This is a genomic window from Mycobacterium sp. 852014-50255_SCH5639931 (assembly GCF_001665605.1).
GTDB classification, from domain to species: domain Bacteria; phylum Actinomycetota; class Actinomycetes; order Mycobacteriales; family Mycobacteriaceae; genus Mycobacterium; species Mycobacterium paraffinicum.
In genome coordinates, this window is the sequence record NZ_LZSV01000017.1 from 240,751 (window position 1) to 256,956 (window position 16,206).

Here is a 16,206-nt window from a genome sequence, read left to right on the forward strand (position 1 = left end):
CAGCAGTTTTCGTGTCCAGAGCTCACAGCCAGCGCACCGGCGGGCCATGCGGATGGCATTCGCCGAGTATCTCGAGGTCGCCGCCCGGCCAGCGGCGCGCCCGCACCAAGAACCGGATGGGTGAGTCGGGCCGGTCACGCGCCGGCTCCAGGGTGAGGTGGACGAACGGCGATCGCTCATCCGCCTGCTCGCCCAGCGCCTGTACGCGCGCGCGGACGGTGTCCCGTTCCTCGCCGGACAGGTATTGCCAGGTGATGGAATGCCACAGCACGGTAAGCGCGCCCGCGGCCAGCGTCAGGCCGGCGACCGCGTCGGCCGCCGTCTGGCGCTCCAGCCCGGCCGGCACCCGCCGGGCGACCTCGATGGCGCCGCGCAACCGCTCTAGTCGGGCGCTCTGGTCGGGCCACACGTAGCTCAACACGGTGAGCTCCCCGTCGGCCCCGGTGACGTCGATGGGTGCGATGTCATAGCCGTGCCGCTCGACGATCCGTACCCGGCCGTGCGGCAGCGCTCCGCGCCACGCGTCCTCGATGGTCACCGGCGAATCACCCGGCCCCCACTGGCCGCCGGCGAATCGGTAACCGTAATGGTCTCCGCGCAGGTTCAGCCCCGCGCTCGATCCGATCTCGAAAAGCCTTATCGGCAGGTCGAATTCACAATTGACGCGCAACAGGCCGCCGATGAGCGCGGCGGACCGCCCGACCTCGTTGGTCTGGGGCGGTTGCCGCAACGCCGCCCGCAGGGCCTCGGAGTGGCCGGCCGCGACGTCCTTGATCTCCGGCCACGCCGACTCGGCATCCCAGCTGCCCCCGGTGCTGGGATACCACCGGCGCAATTGCGCTGCCCGGCCGTCGAGCACCAATCGGTGCAGCCCGCCGAGCAGCCGCAGGGGCACCGCAAGGCGCGACGGGTCGTCCTCGTGCCCGGACAAGATGGCGGCGAAGACGCCGCCGGCGGCAACGTCGATGGCCACCAGCTCGAAAAGCTCCCCGTACATCGGTGAGCCCGAGCCTGCGCAGAACCGCCCCTGCGCGCGCAGGGTGTGCAGCAGGTGGTCACCGGTCACCGATCCAGCCTGTCCAGTCCGGCGCCGACAACGTCAAACGCGTTGCCCAGCGCGGTCGGCAGCGGGACGGACTCGTCACCCAGCCAGTGCTCGTAGGCCGACAGCGCCACCGCGAGCATGGTCCAGGCGGCCGTCTGGGGCAGCAGGTCGGTCGTCTTGCGGTCCGACCGGCGGGCCACGAACCCGGCGATCACCTCGCGCCAGCCCGCGTACATCGTCATCGAATAGGCCTGCAGTTCGGCCGTCTGCAGGATCACCCGCATGCGCTCGCGGTGCCGTGCGGTCTCGGACTCGTCAAAGGTGTTGAAAGCCAACAGCGCATCGCGCAGTGCCTGGCCCAGCGGCACCCGCGGATCGACGTTGTCGAGCAAGTCGCGCAGGTGCGCGAGGTGGGTGTCGAAGTCGCCCCAGGGGATGGCGTTCTTGGACGCGTAGTAGCGAAACAGCGTCCGCCGCGAGATGCCGGCGGCCCGCGCGACGTCGTCGACGCTGACGTCGGCGAAACCGCGGGCGCTGAACAGTTCGATGGCGACGTCGGTGATGTGGTGCGGAGTTGTCGAGCGGCGACGGCCCACCCGTGGCTGCGGCACCATGAGACCCCGCCCTTCCGTTTCGGCACTCGATGCCATATTCTGACGAAGCTTGTGACTCGATCCCCATCGTTGTCAAGAACCGACGAAAGGCAATGACCCGTGGACCACGAAACCGAGACCGAGACCCAGCTCGTCGCCGAGACCCTGGTCGAAGAGGTGTCCATCGACGGCATGTGCGGGGTCTACTGACCCGCGTGTTCGACCCCGACCACGGCTGGCGGTTGCACCCACAGGTGGCGGTTCGACCCGAACCGTTCGGGGCGCTGCTCTATCACTTCGGCACCCGCAAGCTGTCCTTTCTCAAGAACCGCACCATTCTGACGGTGGTGCGGTCGCTGGCCGACCATCCCGATGTGCATTCCGCCTGCCGCGCGGCGGGTGTGGACGACTCGGGTGAGGCGCCGTACTTACACGCGCTGGGCGTGTTGGCCGATTCGAAGATGTTGGTACCTCAGGAGGTTCCATGACCGCCGGACTGGCCAGAGTGCCGCGGCTCATCGAGCAGTTCGAGAGCGGGCTGGATGCGCCAATCTGCCTGACGTGGGAGCTGACGTACGCCTGCAACCTGGCGTGCGTGCACTGCCTGTCGTCCTCGGGTAAACGGGATCCGCGGGAGCTGTCCACCCGGCAGTGCATGGACATCATCGACGAGCTCGAACGCATGCAGGTGTTCTACGTCAACATCGGCGGCGGGGAGCCCACCGTGCGCCCGGACTTCTGGGAGCTGGTCGATTACGCCACCGCGCACCACGTCGGGGTGAAGTTCTCCACCAACGGGGTCCGCATCACCGAAGAGGTCGCCGCCCGGTTGGCCGCCAGCGACTACGTCGATGTCCAGATCTCGCTGGACGGGGCCACCGCGGAGGTCAACGACGCGGTCCGGGGCCCGGGATCCTTCGCCATGGCCGTGCGCGCGCTCGAAAACCTGGCCAACGCGGGCTTTGCCGACGCGAAGATCTCCGTCGTGGTCACCCGGCACAACGTCGACCAGCTCGACGAATTCGCCGCGCTGGCAAGCCGTTACGGCGCCACCTTGCGGATCACGCGGCTGCGTCCCTCGGGCCGGGGCGCGGACGTCTGGGAGGACCTGCACCCCACCGCCGAGCAGCAGGTGCAGCTCTACGACTGGCTGGTGGCCAAGGGGGAGCGGGTTCTCACCGGCGACTCCTTCTTCCATCTGTCGCCGTTGGGGTCCTCCGGCGCGCTGGCCGGGCTGAACATGTGCGGTGCCGGCCGGGTGGTGTGCCTGATCGACCCGGTGGGCGACGTGTATGCCTGCCCGTTCGCCATCCACGACCGTTTCCTGGCCGGAAATGTTCTTTCGGACGGTGGGTTCGACCAGGTCTGGAAGAACGCACCGCTGTTCCGTGAGCTCCGCGAACCGCAGTCCGCGGGCGCGTGCGGCAGCTGCGGCCACTACGACGCCTGCCGGGGCGGCTGCATGGCGGCCAAGTTCTTCACCGGCCTGCCGATGGACGGGCCGGATCCCGAATGCGTCCAGGGGCACAGCGCGTCGGCGCTGGCCCGCCGGCGCGAGACGCCGCGCCCCCGGGCCGACCATTCCCACGGGCGGCGGGTTCGCCAGCCGGTGCCCTTGACGCTGTCGGTGCGGCCGCCGGACGTGCCACCAGCACGGCTGTGCAACGAAAGCCCAGTGTGATCATGGCCGGCCAGTGGTTTGAAACCGTCGCCATCGCGCAGCAGCGCGCGAAGCGGCGGCTGCCGAAATCCGTTTACTCGGCGCTGCTTGCGGGCAGCGAAAAGGGAGTCACCGTCTCCGATAACGTCGCGGCGTTTGGTGAACTCGGATTCGCCCCGCACGTCGTGGGCGCGCAGGAAAAGCGCGACCTATCGACTACCGTGATGGGACAAGATATTTCGATGCCGGTGCTGATTTCGCCAACCGGTGTCCAGGCGGTCGATCCGGACGGTGAGGTCGCGGTCGCGCGGGCTGCGGCGGCGCGGGGAACGGCGATGGGCCTGTCCTCCTTCGCCAGCAAACCGATCGAGGAGGTCATCGCCGCCAATCCCAAGATCTTCTTCCAGGTGTACTGGCTGGGCGGGCGCGACGCGATCGCCGAGCGGGTGGAACGGGCGCGCCAGGCCGGTGCGGTCGGTTTGATCGTCACCACCGACTGGTCGTTCTCCCACGGGCGCGACTGGGGTAGTCCCCAGATTCCCGAAGCGATGAACCTGCGGACCGTCCTGCGGCAGTCTCCGGAAGCGGTGTTCAAGCCACGCTGGCTGTGGAAATACGGCAAGACACTGCGCCCGCCGGATTTGCGGGTGCCCAACCAGGGTCGCCGCGGTGAATCCGGTCCGCCCTTTTTTGCGGCCTACGGCGAGTGGATGGGTACGCCGCCCCCGACGTGGGAGGACATCGCCTGGCTACGCGAGCTGTGGGGCGGCCCCTTCATGCTCAAGGGCGTGATGCGTATCGATGACGCGAAAAGGGCTGTGGATGCCGGTGTTTCGGCGATTTCGGTGTCGAACCACGGTGGTAACAATCTCGATGGCACACCGGCCTCCATCCGCGCCCTGCCCGCGGTGGCCGCCGCGGTCGGCGATGAGGTCGAGGTGCTGCTCGATGGTGGCATCCGCCGCGGCAGCGACGTCGTCAAGGCCGTGGCGCTCGGGGCGCGCGCGGTGATGATCGGCCGCGCCTACCTGTGGGGCCTCGCCGCGGCCGGCCAGGCGGGCGTGGAGAACGTGCTCGACATCCTGCGCGGGGGCATCGACTCGGCGCTGATGGGTCTGGGCCATGCCAGCGTCCAGGACCTCGGCCCGGAGGACATCCTGGTGCCGGCCGGCTTCACCCGGGCGCTGGGTGTCCCGTCCGGCGGGGACGCCTGATCGGCTAATCACCGAATCCCGGGCAGATTTACCCGGAATGCTCGGCGGCCCTAAAACGGTGGTACACGCGTGGTATCCGTGACGAACGAGCACAAATTTCGAACCCCTGATGAACCAGTCAGAAAAAAAATGTTTTCTCCGAACAACAATTGGTGCACGCCAGGTGAATTCGTCCTACCATCACCGAGTGCCCGTACTCGGCGAATTGGCAATGGCGACGTCAAGCCAGCTATCGGGCACCTCGCCGTCGATATTGATCCCGCTGGGCTCGACCGAACAGCACGGCCCGCATCTGCCGTTGGACACCGACACCCGGATCGCCACCGCGGTCGCCCGTGGGGCTCGGGCCGGTCTCGAAGCGCGCCTCGAGCGCGAGTGGTTGCTGGCGCCGGCCATCGCCTACGGCGCCAGCGGCGAGCACCAGAGTTTCGCCGGAACGATCTCCATCGGCACCGAAGCCCTGACGATGCTGCTCGTCGAGTACGGCCGGTCGGCCGCTAGCTGGGCCAACCGCCTCGTCTTCGTCAACGGCCACGGCGGCAACGTCGCCGCGCTGACCGCGGCGGTGTCGCGGCTGCGGGCCGAGGGGCGCGACGCCGGCTGGTGCCCATGCCTGGCCGACGGCGGCGATGCCCACGCCGGGCACACCGAAACATCGATGTTGCTGCACATCTCGCCCGGAGACGTGCTGACCGACCGGTGGCTCGCCGGCAACCGGGCGCCGCTGCCGGAATTACTCCCGTCGATGCGGCGCGGGGGAGTCGCGGCGGTCAGCCCCGTGGGCGTGCTGGGGGACCCGACCACCGCGACCGTCACCGAGGGCAAGCGCATCCTCGCCGAGATGGTCGACGGCTGTGTCCGGCGAGTGGCCCGGTGGTCGCCCGGGCACGACGGGATGCTTACATGACGGCGGCCCGGCTGCCGGATGGCTTCGCCGTCCAGGTCGACCGGCGGGTGCGGGTGCTCGGTGATGGCTCTGCGCTGCTCGGTGGTTCGCCGACCCGGCTGCTGAAGCTGGCGCCGGCCGCCCAGGACATGCTGTGCGACGGCCGGCTGAAGGTTCGCGACGACGTCAGTGCCCAGCTGGCCCGCACCCTGCTCGACGCCACGGTGGCGCATCCGCGGCCGGCGGGCGGGCCGTCGCACAACGACGTCACCGTGGTAATTCCGGTGCGCAACAACCTTTCCGGGGTTCGCCGCTTGGTGAGCTCACTGCGCGGCCTGCGGGTCATCGTGGTGGACGACGGTTCGTTCCCGCCGATCGAGCCGGACGATTTCATCGGCGCGCACTGCGACGTCGAAGTATTGCGGCACTCCCGCTCCCGGGGCCCGGCCGCCGCCCGCAACACCGGGCTGGCCGCCTGCAGCACCGACTACGTCGCGTTTTTGGATTCCGACGTCGCGCCGCGGCGCGGCTGGCTGGAGGCGCTGCTCGGGCATTTCTGCGATCCCACCGTCGCCCTGTCCGCGCCACGCATCGTCGGTTTGTCGCCCAGTGAAAATGTGGTGGCTCGCTACGAGGCGGTGCACTCGTCGCTCGACCTCGGCGAGCGCGAGGCGCCCGTGCTGCCCCACAGCCAGGTGTCCTACGTGCCCAGCGCGGCGATCATCTGTCGGTGCTCCGCCCTCCGCAGTGTCGGCGGGTTCGACGAGACCCTGCAATCCGGTGAGGATGTCGACCTGTGCTGGCGGCTCATCGAGTCCGGCGCCCGGCTGCGCTACGAACCCATCGCGGTGGTCGCTCACGACCACCGCACCGAACTGCGGGATTGGCTCGCGCGCAAGGCGTTCTATGGCGGATCGGCGGCCCCGCTCTCGGTTCGCCACCCGGACAAGACGGCCCCGGTGGTGATCTCCGGCTGGGCGCTGATGACCTGGATCCTGATGGCGTTCGGGACCAGCCTGTCCCAACTGGCGTCCGTCGTCGTCGCCGTCCTGACTGGTCGCAGGATCGCCAGGGCGATGCGCGGCGCCGAGACGTCCATCGCCGACGTGGCGATGATCGCGACCCGTGGCCTGTGGTCGGCGGCGCTGCAGCTGGCGTCGGCCCTGTGTCGGCACTATTGGCCGGTGGCGCTGCTTGCCGCCACGCTGTCGCGACATTTCCGACGCGTCGTGCTGGTCGCGGCGATCATGGACGGCGTGGTGGACTGGCTGCGACGCCGCGACGCCGTCGGCGACGATGCCGAACCGATCGGCCTGCTGACCTATCTCTTGCTCAAGCGGGTCGACGACCTGGCGTACGGCCTCGGGTTGTGGTGGGGTGTGGTGCGGGAGCGCAACCTGCGGGCGCTGAAACCCCAGATTCGGAGCTAGCCGCCACCTTGACCCGCCCTTGAGTAAGGCCGCCCCGCACAGCGACGTGCTGATCGTCGGTGCCGGTAGCGCTGGATCGGTTGTCGCCGAACGTCTTTCTGCCGAGCCGGGCTGTGTGGTGGCCGTCCTCGAGGCGGGGCCGGCCCTCGATGATCCGGGATTGCTCGCACAAACCGCGAACGGGTTGCAGCTGCCGATCGGGATCGGCAGCCCGCTGGTGCGCCGTTATCAGACGAGCCTGACCGATCGACCCATGCGCGCGCATCCGATCGTGCGCGGGGCGACCGTCGGCGGCTCGGGCGCAATCAATGGCGGCTACTTCTGCCGCGGATTGCCGCGCGACTTCGACCGGTTATCGCTACCCGGATGGGCCTGGTCCGACGTCCTCGAGAGCTTCCGCGCCATCGAGACCGACCTGGACTTCAGCGGGCCGGCCCATGGCGACAGCGGTCCCATCCGGGTCCGTCGTACCCACGAAATCACGGGAACCACCGAGCGTTTCATCACCGCCGCGCAGCGCGCCGGGTTCGACTGGATCGAAGATCTCAATGACTGTGGGCCGGAACTGGTTTCGGGAATGGGCGCCGTCCCGCTCAACATCGTGGACGGTGTGCGTACCGGATCCGGCGCGGGATTTCTGCTGCCGGCGCTGCGCCGGCCGAACCTGACATTGCACTCCCGGACGCGCGCCGCGCGGTTGCGCTTCGCCGGCACCGCCGCCGCGGGTGTCGACGTGATCGGCCCGCACGGCCGCTTGACGCTGACCGCAGACCGGATCGTGTTGTGTGCCGGTGCCATCCAAACGGCACAGCTGCTGATGCTCTCCGGCATCGGAGCCGAGGAGGGACTGCGCTCCGTCGGCGTACCCGTGGTGAAGCCGTTGCCGGTGGGGGCGTCGTTCAGCGATCACCCCGAGTGGGTGTTGCCCACCGATTGGACGGTGGCTCCCGGCCGGCCGGTGCTCGAAGTCGTGCTCAGCACCGCCGATGGCCTCGAGATCAGACCCTACACAGGGGGATTCGTCGCGATGACCGGGGACGGCACCGCCGGTCATGCGGACTGGCCGCACATCGGGGTTGCGCTCATGCGGCCGCGCGCGCGGGGGCGCATTACGCTGGCGTCGGCGGACCCCGAGGCGGCGCCCCGCATCGAGCACCGTTACGACAGCGAGCCCGAAGACGTCGCGGCGCTACGCCAAGGCGCCGAACTGGCCCGCGAATTGGCGCGTACCGCAACGCATGTCGGTGAGCCCGTATGGTCCACGTCGCAACATCTATGCGGCACAGCGCCGATGGGCGCCGATAACGACCCGCGGGCCGTCGTCGACCATCGCTGCCGGGTGCGCGGCATCGACAACCTTTGGGTGATCGACGGCTCGATCCTGCCCGCCATCACCAGCCGGGGGCCGCACGCCACCGTGGTCATGATCGGTCATCGGGCCGCCGAATTCGTTCGGTGATGCGGAAAGAGCGTGAGGGCGGGCCTCAAGGGTGAGGCATGAGGCCCGCCCCGCGAGCGGCGATTATTCATGCGGTCCACGTAGACGGCCACGGCAAGTGGCAGTGCGCGCGCGAGTGGTGCTTCGCGCGAAAATGCGTCGCAATATCCGTGGACTGCACGGTCGCCATTTCACTGTTCGATTGCCCGTGCTTGTCTCTTTTCGGTTACCTCCCTTCGCCGATGCGTGAAACATGTCGGCAGGCCGGAGGTGAACGCTGCCGGGCCCAGATCAGGGAGACCAGCCAGCGAGCCCGCCGCGCGAGGGTGTGCGCCGCGCGTCCGGCGCGCGTCGACTCGGTGGACACCAGGGTGCTCGTCCGGCGCCGGCAGCGCCGCGCCGTGGGAAACTCACAGCTGGGGTGCCGAGCCGGCTCGCTCCCTCGCCTCAGGCGTATCCATTCGGCCTCCACGATCGCCGCCGCCTCACGCATCACCGGGCATACCGGCTCGACCACGCTGGTAACACCCATCAACACCACATCCACCTCGCCTCGCAGCGATGATCTGTATCTGTCGATATACATCTCGTGATACCAGAACCGGCAGAGGTTTTCAAGCGTTGAACCTGCTGTCGGACAACAGTATTGGACGGAGCGGTGTTGGCCTGGCGGCGCGTCAGCGGCGGCGGCCGGACAGCATCCCGCGCACCGGCCGAAGCTGCCGGCCGTCGCGGCCCGGCGCCCAAACCGCGATCAGCAGCGCGGCGGCGGCGACGATCACGGCCATCGTGATCGTCGACGCGTGCAAGGCCGCGAGGAACGCGCCCTTACTGATGTCGGCCAGCTGGTGGCCCTGGGGCCCCATCCGGCCCGCCACCTCGACGGCTTTGGCCAGCGAATCGGTGGCCGGCCCCCGGACGGGCCCGGGAAAGTCCGCCAACTTCGGGGCGAGTTCGTGCGAATAGCGGCCGGCCAGAATCGAACCGGCCACCGCGATTCCCAACGCGCCGCCCATCTCCCGGGACGTATCGTTCACCGCGGAGGCGACGCCCTGCTTCTCGTCGGGCACCGCTCCCATGATCGCCGATGTCGTCGGCGCCGTGCAGATTCCGATGCCGGTTGCCAGTATCAGTGTGGGCCAGGCGAATTCCAGATAGGAAGAGTGCAGGTTCAACCGGTACATGCACGCGAATCCGACCGCCATCAGCAGCGTGCCGATGAAGAGCACGAGCCGCAGGCCCAGCTTGGGCACGTACCAGAACGACAGCGCCGAGAAGATGCCCAGCGGCACCATGAACGGGCCGAACGAGATTGCCGTCGCCAGGGCCGAGTAGCCCATGATCTGTTGCACGTATTGCATGCCGATGTAGAAGAACCCGAACGTGGCGCCGAACAGGATGACGATCGCGGCGACGCCGGTGGCGAAATTCGGGTCGGCGAACAACCGGACGTCCAGCAGGGGTTGCCTGCTGCGCCGCGCGAGACGCAGCTCGACGGCACCGAACGCCGCCGCGAGCACCGCGCCCGCGACGAGCCCGCCCCAGACCAGGGGGTTGCTCCATCCGCGGGTCGGCGCCTCCAGGATCGCCGCCACGGCGATCGCCACCGCGGCGCCGATCAGGACCGCGCCCAGCCCATCGATCCGCGGGGCGCCGCCGTCGCGGGACGAGGCGACGGTGCACGCTAGCGCGAAGATCACCAGCCCGGCGGCGCCGAGTGACCAGAAGATCGCGTGCCAGTCCCAAAAGCGAAGCAGCAAACCGGAACCAATCATGCCCAGCACGCCGCCGGATCCGGCCGTGCCGGCCCAGATCCCGACCGCCTTGGTGCGCTCGGCTTTCGGATAGGCCACGCTCAGCAGCGACAGCGTTGCCGGCATCACGAAGGCGGCGCCGATCCCGGCCACCGCGCGGCCGGCGATGATCTGCGCCGGACTGTGCATCATCGCCGGAGCCATCGAGCCCACCGAGAAGACCACCAAGCCGATCAGCAGGGCGCCGCGCCTGCCGTAGCGGTCGCCGATCGCGCCCGCGGGCAACAGCAGGCAGGCCAGGGCCACGGTGTATCCGTCGACGATCCAGTTCAGCTGCGACTGGGTGGCCGAGGTAGCCACCGCCAGGTCTCCCAGCGCGGTGTTCAGCGCCGTCATCGACGCGACAACCAGGGCGACCCCCATGCAGGCGACGGCCAGCGTCCAGTTTCTCGCTCGGAGACTATTGCCGATGCTGACTGCATCAGTACGCTGGTCAGGCCGGACCAGGGTTTCGACCATGATGCGCCTCCTCACGGTGGCGTTGGGAAGTTTCGAGACCGATAGTCTTGTAGGTAGACCGATAGTCTCGTTCCCAAACAGGGAGGTGGGTCACAATCACCGGCAGTACCAGCGACCCCCGCCCAGCGCGCTCGCGGGCCCGTTTGCTCGAGGCCGCCGCCACGCTGCTGAGTTCCGGTGGTCCCAGCGCGGTGACCGTCGACGCGGTCACCCGTACCGCCAACGTCGCGAGAGCCACGTTGTATCGCCATTTCCCGAGCGGAAACGATTTGCTGGCAGCGGCTTTCAACAGCCTCATCCCGCCGTCGCCCACGCCGCCGGCCGAGGGTTCGCTGCGCGACCGCCTGGTTGCGGTGGTGTTGGCGCAGGCCGAGTCGGTGGCCCAGGCGCCCGTCGTCATGACGGCGATGTCGTGGCTGGCCCTGGGCCGCGACCTGGACGAGATGCCGGAACCCCGGGACAGCCAGGCGGTGGACAGCGCGGCGATCACCACGCTGCGCGAGCGCATCGCCCAGCAGTACGCCGCCCCGTTCGACGCCATCTTCGACAGCCCGGAGGCCGACGAGCTCGGCGAGGTGGACCGCTCCCGGGCCATCGCGCTGCTCATCGGCCCCCTGGTGCTGGGGCGCCTTTCCACGCTTCCCGACTTCGATTACCGCGAGTGCGCGCTCGCGGCCGTCGACGGTTTCCTCTATGTTCAGCGCGCACACAACCGGGCCGGCGCGGCGAGCGTCGAATCGGCGGGTGCCTGAGGCCGGCGACGGCCGCTGACCAGCGGGTTGACCGCCCGGCGGGGCCGGGCCGGCGGCGTTCGGCCGGGATTTGGCCAAACCCATGATCTAGGGCATACTGTTCAGGTTGCCTTGGGCCGGGTTTGCGCCTGGTCGGGCATACGACCAGCGCCCAAACGGGCGCGTCCGGTCCCATCCTTGGAGCGCGACAAATTTTGTCGCGGTCCAGGCTGCGTGAGGGTGACACACCCGACCGCGGGGGCCGGTGGACCACGACAGGTAAACAGCGGCGCAGTATCCGGCGCGACGCTCGATCGGCCCAGGGTGACCCGGGCTCGATCAGCGCGCTGGGAGCACCAGGTCCGGACACGGATTTTTGTAAGTGGAGTGAGGGTAGGAGAAGCGTGGCGGGACAAAAGATCCGCATCAGGCTCAAGGCCTACGACCATGAGGCCATCGACGCATCGGCGCGCAAAATCGTCGAGACCGTCGTCCGCACGGGTGCCAGTGTCGTAGGTCCGGTGCCGCTGCCGACTGAGAAGAACGTGTACTGCGTCATTCGCTCTCCGCATAAGTACAAGGACTCGCGGGAGCACTTTGAGATGCGTACTCACAAGCGGTTGATCGACATCCTCGACCCGACGCCGAAGACCGTCGACGCGCTGATGCGCATCGACCTTCCGGCCAGTGTCGACGTCAACATCCAGTAGGGGCTTGGTGAACTCATGGCAAGAAAAGGCATTCTGGGTACCAAGCTGGGCATGACGCAGGTGTTCGACGAGAACAACCGGGTCGTCCCGGTGACGGTGGTCAAAGCGGGGCCCAACGTGGTCACCCGCATCCGCACACCCGAGCGCGACGGCTACAGTGCCGTCCAGCTGGCCTACGGCGAGATCAGCCCCCGCAAGGTGAACAAGCCGGTGACCGGTCAGTACAGCGCCGCGGGCGTGAACCCGCGCCGGCACCTCGCCGAGTTGCGGCTGGATGACGAGGCCGCGACCAGCGAATACGAAGTCGGCCAGGAGCTGACGGCGGAGATCTTCGCCGACGGCGCCTATGTCGACGTGACCGGTACCTCCAAGGGCAAGGGCTTCGCCGGCACCATGAAGCGCCACGGCTTCCGCGGCCAGGGCGCCAGCCACGGTGCCCAGGCGGTGCACCGCCGTCCGGGTTCCATCGGCGGCTGCGCCACCCCCGCGCGCGTCTTCAAGGGCACCCGGATGGCCGGCCGGATGGGTAACGACCGGGTGACGGTGCAGAACCTGGTGGTGCACAAGGTTGATGCCGAGAACGGCGTGCTGCTGATCAAGGGTGCGGTCCCCGGCCGCACCGGTGGACTCGTGGTGGTCCGCAGCGCGATCAAACGAGGTGAGAAGTAATGGCGACTAAAGGCCAGACACTCAAGATTGACGTCAAGACGCCGGACGGCAAGGTCGACGGTTCGGTCGAATTGCCGGCCGAATTGTTCGACGCCCCGGCCAATATCGCGTTGATGCACCAGGTGGTCACCGCGCAGCGGGCGGCGGCGCGCCAAGGCACGCACTCGACCAAGACCCGCGGCGAGGTCAGCGGCGGTGGACGTAAGCCGTACCGGCAGAAGGGAACCGGTCGTGCCCGTCAGGGTTCGACGCGGGCCCCGCAGTTCACCGGCGGTGGCGTCGTGCACGGCCCGAAGCCGCGCGACTACTCCCAGCGCACCCCCAAGAAGATGATCGTCGCGGCGTTGCGCGGCGCGTTGTCGGACCGGGCGCGCAACGGCCGCATTCATGCGGTCACCGAGCTGGTGTCGGGCCAGACGCCGTCGACCAAGAACGCCAGGGTATTCCTGGGCACGCTGACCGACCGCAAGAAGGTGCTGATCGTGATCGGCCGCAGCGACGAGGCCGGCGCCAAGAGCGTGCGCAACCTGCCCGGTGTGCACATCCTGACGCCCGACCAGCTCAACACCTATGACGTGCTGCGCTCCGACGACGTGGTGTTCAGCGTTGAGGCGCTCAACGCCTACATCAGTGCCCAGGCGGGCGCCAACACCGCTAGCACCGAGGAGGTATCGGCGTAGATGGCGACCATCACCGACCCCCGCGACATCATCCTGGCCCCGGTCATCTCGGAAAAGTCCTACGGGCTTCTGGATGACAACGTGTACACCTTTGTGGTGCACCCCGATTCGAACAAGACGCAGATCAAGATCGCCATCGAGAAGATCTTCTCCGTCAAGGTCATATCGGTGAACACCGCGAATCGACAGGGCAAGCGCAAGCGCACCAGGACCGGATACGGCAAGCGCAAGGGCACCAAGCGCGCCATCGTCACGCTGGCGCCCGGTAGCAAGCCCATCGACCTGTTCGGGGCCCCGGCCTAGCCGCGCGCGAGAGAAAGACCTGATTAGACATGGCAATTCGTAAGTACAAGCCGACGAGCCCCGGCCGCCGCGGCTCCAGCGTTTCCGACTTCGCCGAGGTCACCCGCTCGGAGCCGGAGAAGTCGTTGGTGCGCCCGCTGCACGGCCACGGTGGCCGTAACGCACACGGCCGCATCACCACCCGCCACAAGGGCGGCGGCCACAAGCGGGCCTACCGGGTGATCGACTTCCGCCGCAACGACAAGGACGGCGTCAACGCCAAGGTCGCGCACATCGAGTACGACCCGAACCGGACCGCCAACATCGCGCTGCTGCACTTCCTGGACGGCGAGAAGCGTTACATCATCGCGCCGCAAGGCCTTTCGCAGGGCGACGTGGTGGAGTCGGGCGCGAACGCCGACATCAAGCCCGGCAACAACCTGCCGCTGCGCAACATCCCCGCCGGTACCGTGATCCACGCGGTGGAACTTCGGCCGGGCGGTGGCGCCAAGCTGGCGCGGTCCGCCGGCTCGAGCATCCAGTTGCTCGGTAAAGAGGGCACTTACGCGTCGCTGCGTATGCCCAGCGGTGAAATCCGCCGCGTCGACGTGCGCTGCCGCGCCACGGTCGGCGAGGTGGGCAACGCCGAGCAGGCAAACATCAACTGGGGCAAGGCCGGCCGGATGCGGTGGAAGGGCAAGCGCCCTTCGGTCCGTGGTGTGGTCATGAACCCGGTGGACCACCCGCACGGTGGTGGTGAGGGTAAGACCTCCGGTGGTCGCCACCCGGTGAGCCCGTGGGGCAAGCCGGAGGGCCGCACCCGCCACCCGAACAAGGCCAGCAACAAACTCATCGTCCGGCGCCGGCGCACCGGCAAGAAGCACGGTCGCTGAGGAAGTTCCGGGACTAGGAGTACAAGCACATGCCACGCAGCCTGAAGAAGGGCCCGTTCGTCGACGACCACCTCCTCAAGAAGGTGGACGTCCAGAACGAGAAGAACACCAAGCAGGTCATCAAGACCTGGTCTCGGCGTTCGACGATCATCCCGGACTTCATCGGTCACACCTTTGCCGTTCACGATGGACGCAAGCATGTCCCGGTGTTCGTCACCGAGTCGATGGTCGGTCACAAGCTTGGTGAATTCGCGCCGACGCGAACCTTCAAGGGGCACATCAAGGACGACCGGAAGGCCAAACGGCGATGACCACAACTGAATTCCCGTCGGCGGTCGCCAAGGCGCGGTTCGTGCGGGTCTCACCGACAAAGGCACGCCGGGTGATCGACCTGGTGCGGGGCCGGTCGGTGGCCGACGCGCTCGACATCTTGCGCTGGGCGCCTCAGGCGGCCAGCGAGCCGGTAGCCAAGGTGATCGCCAGCGCCGCGGCGAACGCGCAGAACAACAACGGGCTGGACCCGGCCACCCTGGTGGTCGCCACGGTGTATGCCGACGAGGGCCCGACCGCCAAGCGCATTCGCCCGCGAGCTCAGGGTCGCGCGTTCCGGATCCGCAAGCGCACCAGCCACATCACGGTCGTGGTGGAGAGCCGGCCGGCCAAGGACCAACGTTCGGCGAAGTCGACGAGGGCCCGCCGCGCGGAGGCCAGCAAGGCCGCGGCGAAGGCGCCCGCGAAGAAGGCCGCCACCAAGGCGCCCGCCAAGAAGGCACCTGCGAAGAAGGCTGCGGCGAAAACCGCCGAGGCGAAGACTTCTAAGGCAACTGCTGAGACCTCGGAAGCGAAGGGAGGCTCAGACTAGTGGGCCAGAAGATCAATCCGCACGGCTTCCGGCTGGGTATCACCACCGACTGGAAGTCCCGCTGGTACGCCGACAAGCAGTACGCGGACTACGTCAAAGAAGACGTCGCGATCCGCAAGCTGCTGTCGACCGGGCTGGAGCGCGCCGGCATCGCCGACGTGGAGATCGAGCGCACCCGCGACCGGGTGCGCGTCGACATCCACACCGCGCGCCCCGGCATCGTCATCGGCCGTCGCGGCACCGAGGCCGACCGCATCCGTGCGGACCTGGAGAAGCTGACCGGCAAGCAGGTTCAGCTCAACATCCTCGAAGTCCGCAACCCCGAGTCCCAGGCGCAATTGGTGGCCCAGGGCGTCGCCGAGCAGCTGAGCAACCGGGTGGCGTTCCGCCGTGCGATGCGTAAGGCCATCCAGTCGGCGATGCGTCAGCCCAACGTCAAGGGCATCCGGGTGCAGTGCTCGGGTCGCCTGGGCGGTGCGGAGATGAGCCGCTCGGAGTTCTACCGCGAGGGGCGGGTGCCGCTGCACACGCTGCGCGCCGACATCGACTACGGCCTGTACGAGGCCAAGACCACCTTCGGCCGGATCGGTGTGAAGGTGTGGATCTACAAGGGCGACATCGTCGGCGGGAAACGCGAACCGGCCGTAGCCGCTCCGGCGGGCGCCGACCGTCCGCGCCGCGAGCGTCCGTCGGGCACGCGCCCCCGGCGCAGCGGTGCGTCGGGCACCACGGCGACCAGCACCGAGGCCGGCCGGGCCGCCGCGGGCGCCGAAGAAAGCACTGCGGCCGCAGCGGCCGAGGCCGCGCCCGCCGCAGAACCGGAGAGCACGGAGAGCTGAA

The 16,206-nt window shown here is 68.3% G+C and carries 19 protein-coding genes; 16 read left to right on the forward strand and 3 right to left on the reverse strand.

Going from position 1 to position 16,206, the window contains the following annotated elements; genetic code table 11:
* Positions 1-22: 22 nt before the first annotated feature.
* Together A5758_RS10840 and mftR are read right to left on the reverse strand one after the other, a co-directional pair.
* Positions 23-1,066 carry a DUF2332 domain-containing protein gene (locus A5758_RS10840; protein ID WP_067739759.1) on the reverse strand — a complete coding sequence of 348 codons (1,044 nt, stop codon included), beginning with the start codon at positions 1,064-1,066 and terminating at the stop codon, positions 23-25.
* Positions 1,063-1,659 carry a mycofactocin system transcriptional regulator gene (gene mftR, locus A5758_RS10845; protein ID WP_197503869.1) on the reverse strand — a complete coding sequence of 199 codons (597 nt, stop codon included), beginning with the start codon at positions 1,657-1,659 and terminating at the stop codon, positions 1,063-1,065. The genes A5758_RS10840 and mftR overlap by 4 nt, the downstream gene beginning before the upstream one ends.
* Positions 1,660-1,758: 99 nt before the next feature.
* Here mftR and mftA point away from each other — a divergent pair, with 99 nt between their 5' ends.
* The 7 genes from mftA (at position 1,759) to mftG (ending at position 8,287) form a co-directional block, all read left to right on the forward strand.
* Positions 1,759-1,848 (forward strand): mycofactocin precursor MftA, encoded by a 90-nt coding sequence (gene mftA, locus A5758_RS10850; protein ID WP_040621348.1) that lies wholly within the window; start codon positions 1,759-1,761, stop codon positions 1,846-1,848.
* Positions 1,833-2,126: a mycofactocin biosynthesis chaperone MftB gene (mftB, locus tag A5758_RS10855; RefSeq protein ID WP_067211819.1), complete on the forward strand. Its 294-nt coding sequence runs from the start codon at positions 1,833-1,835 to the stop codon at positions 2,124-2,126. The genes mftA and mftB overlap by 16 nt, the downstream gene beginning before the upstream one ends.
* On the forward strand, positions 2,123-3,319 hold the full coding sequence (mftC, locus tag A5758_RS10860) for a mycofactocin radical SAM maturase (RefSeq protein ID WP_067211826.1): 1,197 nt from the start codon (positions 2,123-2,125) through the stop codon (positions 3,317-3,319). The genes mftB and mftC overlap by 4 nt, the downstream gene beginning before the upstream one ends.
* A 2-nt stretch (positions 3,320-3,321) precedes the next feature.
* Positions 3,322-4,512 carry a pre-mycofactocin synthase MftD gene (mftD, locus tag A5758_RS10865; protein ID WP_067739997.1) on the forward strand — a complete coding sequence of 397 codons (1,191 nt, stop codon included), beginning with the start codon at positions 3,322-3,324 and terminating at the stop codon, positions 4,510-4,512.
* Between the two features lie 163 nt (positions 4,513-4,675).
* The gene (gene mftE / locus A5758_RS10870; protein WP_067739761.1) at positions 4,676-5,419 is read left to right on the forward strand and encodes a mycofactocin biosynthesis peptidyl-dipeptidase MftE; all 744 of its coding nucleotides are present in this window, start codon (positions 4,676-4,678) and stop codon (positions 5,417-5,419) included.
* On the forward strand, positions 5,416-6,828 hold the full coding sequence (gene mftF / locus A5758_RS10875; RefSeq protein ID WP_067211832.1) for a mycofactocin biosynthesis glycosyltransferase MftF: 1,413 nt from the start codon (positions 5,416-5,418) through the stop codon (positions 6,826-6,828). Before mftE ends, mftF begins: the two co-directional genes overlap by 4 nt.
* A 19-nt stretch (positions 6,829-6,847) precedes the next feature.
* Positions 6,848-8,287 carry a mycofactocin system GMC family oxidoreductase MftG gene (mftG, locus tag A5758_RS10880; protein WP_067739763.1) on the forward strand — a complete coding sequence of 480 codons (1,440 nt, stop codon included), beginning with the start codon at positions 6,848-6,850 and terminating at the stop codon, positions 8,285-8,287.
* Between the two features lie 656 nt (positions 8,288-8,943).
* Here mftG and A5758_RS10885 read toward each other — a convergent pair.
* Positions 8,944-10,539 (reverse strand): MFS transporter, encoded by a 1,596-nt coding sequence (locus A5758_RS10885; RefSeq protein ID WP_067211843.1) that lies wholly within the window; start codon positions 10,537-10,539, stop codon positions 8,944-8,946.
* Positions 10,540-10,682: 143 nt separating this feature from the next.
* Here A5758_RS10885 and A5758_RS10890 point away from each other — a divergent pair, with 143 nt between their 5' ends.
* From A5758_RS10890 to rpsC, 9 genes are all read left to right on the forward strand, one after another.
* A complete protein-coding gene (locus A5758_RS10890; protein ID WP_082939473.1) occupies positions 10,683-11,291 on the forward strand; it encodes a TetR/AcrR family transcriptional regulator in 609 nt (202 codons plus the stop codon).
* A gap of 383 nt (positions 11,292-11,674) precedes the next feature.
* Positions 11,675-11,980 carry a 30S ribosomal protein S10 gene (rpsJ, locus tag A5758_RS10895; protein ID WP_003873519.1) on the forward strand — a complete coding sequence of 102 codons (306 nt, stop codon included), beginning with the start codon at positions 11,675-11,677 and terminating at the stop codon, positions 11,978-11,980.
* 15 nt (positions 11,981-11,995) lie between these two features.
* Positions 11,996-12,649 carry a 50S ribosomal protein L3 gene (gene rplC / locus A5758_RS10900; protein WP_067211851.1) on the forward strand — a complete coding sequence of 218 codons (654 nt, stop codon included), beginning with the start codon at positions 11,996-11,998 and terminating at the stop codon, positions 12,647-12,649.
* Positions 12,649-13,329: a 50S ribosomal protein L4 gene (gene rplD / locus A5758_RS10905; RefSeq protein ID WP_067211854.1), complete on the forward strand. Its 681-nt coding sequence runs from the start codon at positions 12,649-12,651 to the stop codon at positions 13,327-13,329. Before rplC ends, rplD begins: the two co-directional genes overlap by 1 nt.
* The gene (rplW, locus tag A5758_RS10910) at positions 13,330-13,632 is read left to right on the forward strand and encodes a 50S ribosomal protein L23 (RefSeq protein WP_067211857.1); all 303 of its coding nucleotides are present in this window, start codon (positions 13,330-13,332) and stop codon (positions 13,630-13,632) included.
* 29 nt (positions 13,633-13,661) lie between these two features.
* Positions 13,662-14,504: a 50S ribosomal protein L2 gene (gene rplB / locus A5758_RS10915; protein WP_067739765.1), complete on the forward strand. Its 843-nt coding sequence runs from the start codon at positions 13,662-13,664 to the stop codon at positions 14,502-14,504.
* 29 nt (positions 14,505-14,533) lie between these two features.
* A complete protein-coding gene (gene rpsS, locus A5758_RS10920) occupies positions 14,534-14,815 on the forward strand; it encodes a 30S ribosomal protein S19 (RefSeq protein ID WP_006245110.1) in 282 nt (93 codons plus the stop codon).
* Positions 14,812-15,366: a 50S ribosomal protein L22 gene (gene rplV / locus A5758_RS10925; protein ID WP_066951918.1), complete on the forward strand. Its 555-nt coding sequence runs from the start codon at positions 14,812-14,814 to the stop codon at positions 15,364-15,366. Before rpsS ends, rplV begins: the two co-directional genes overlap by 4 nt.
* Entirely contained in the window at positions 15,366-16,205 is an 840-nt protein-coding gene (rpsC, locus tag A5758_RS10930; RefSeq protein WP_067211864.1) for a 30S ribosomal protein S3, read from the forward strand. The genes rplV and rpsC overlap by 1 nt, the downstream gene beginning before the upstream one ends.
* Position 16,206: the final 1 nt, after the last annotated feature.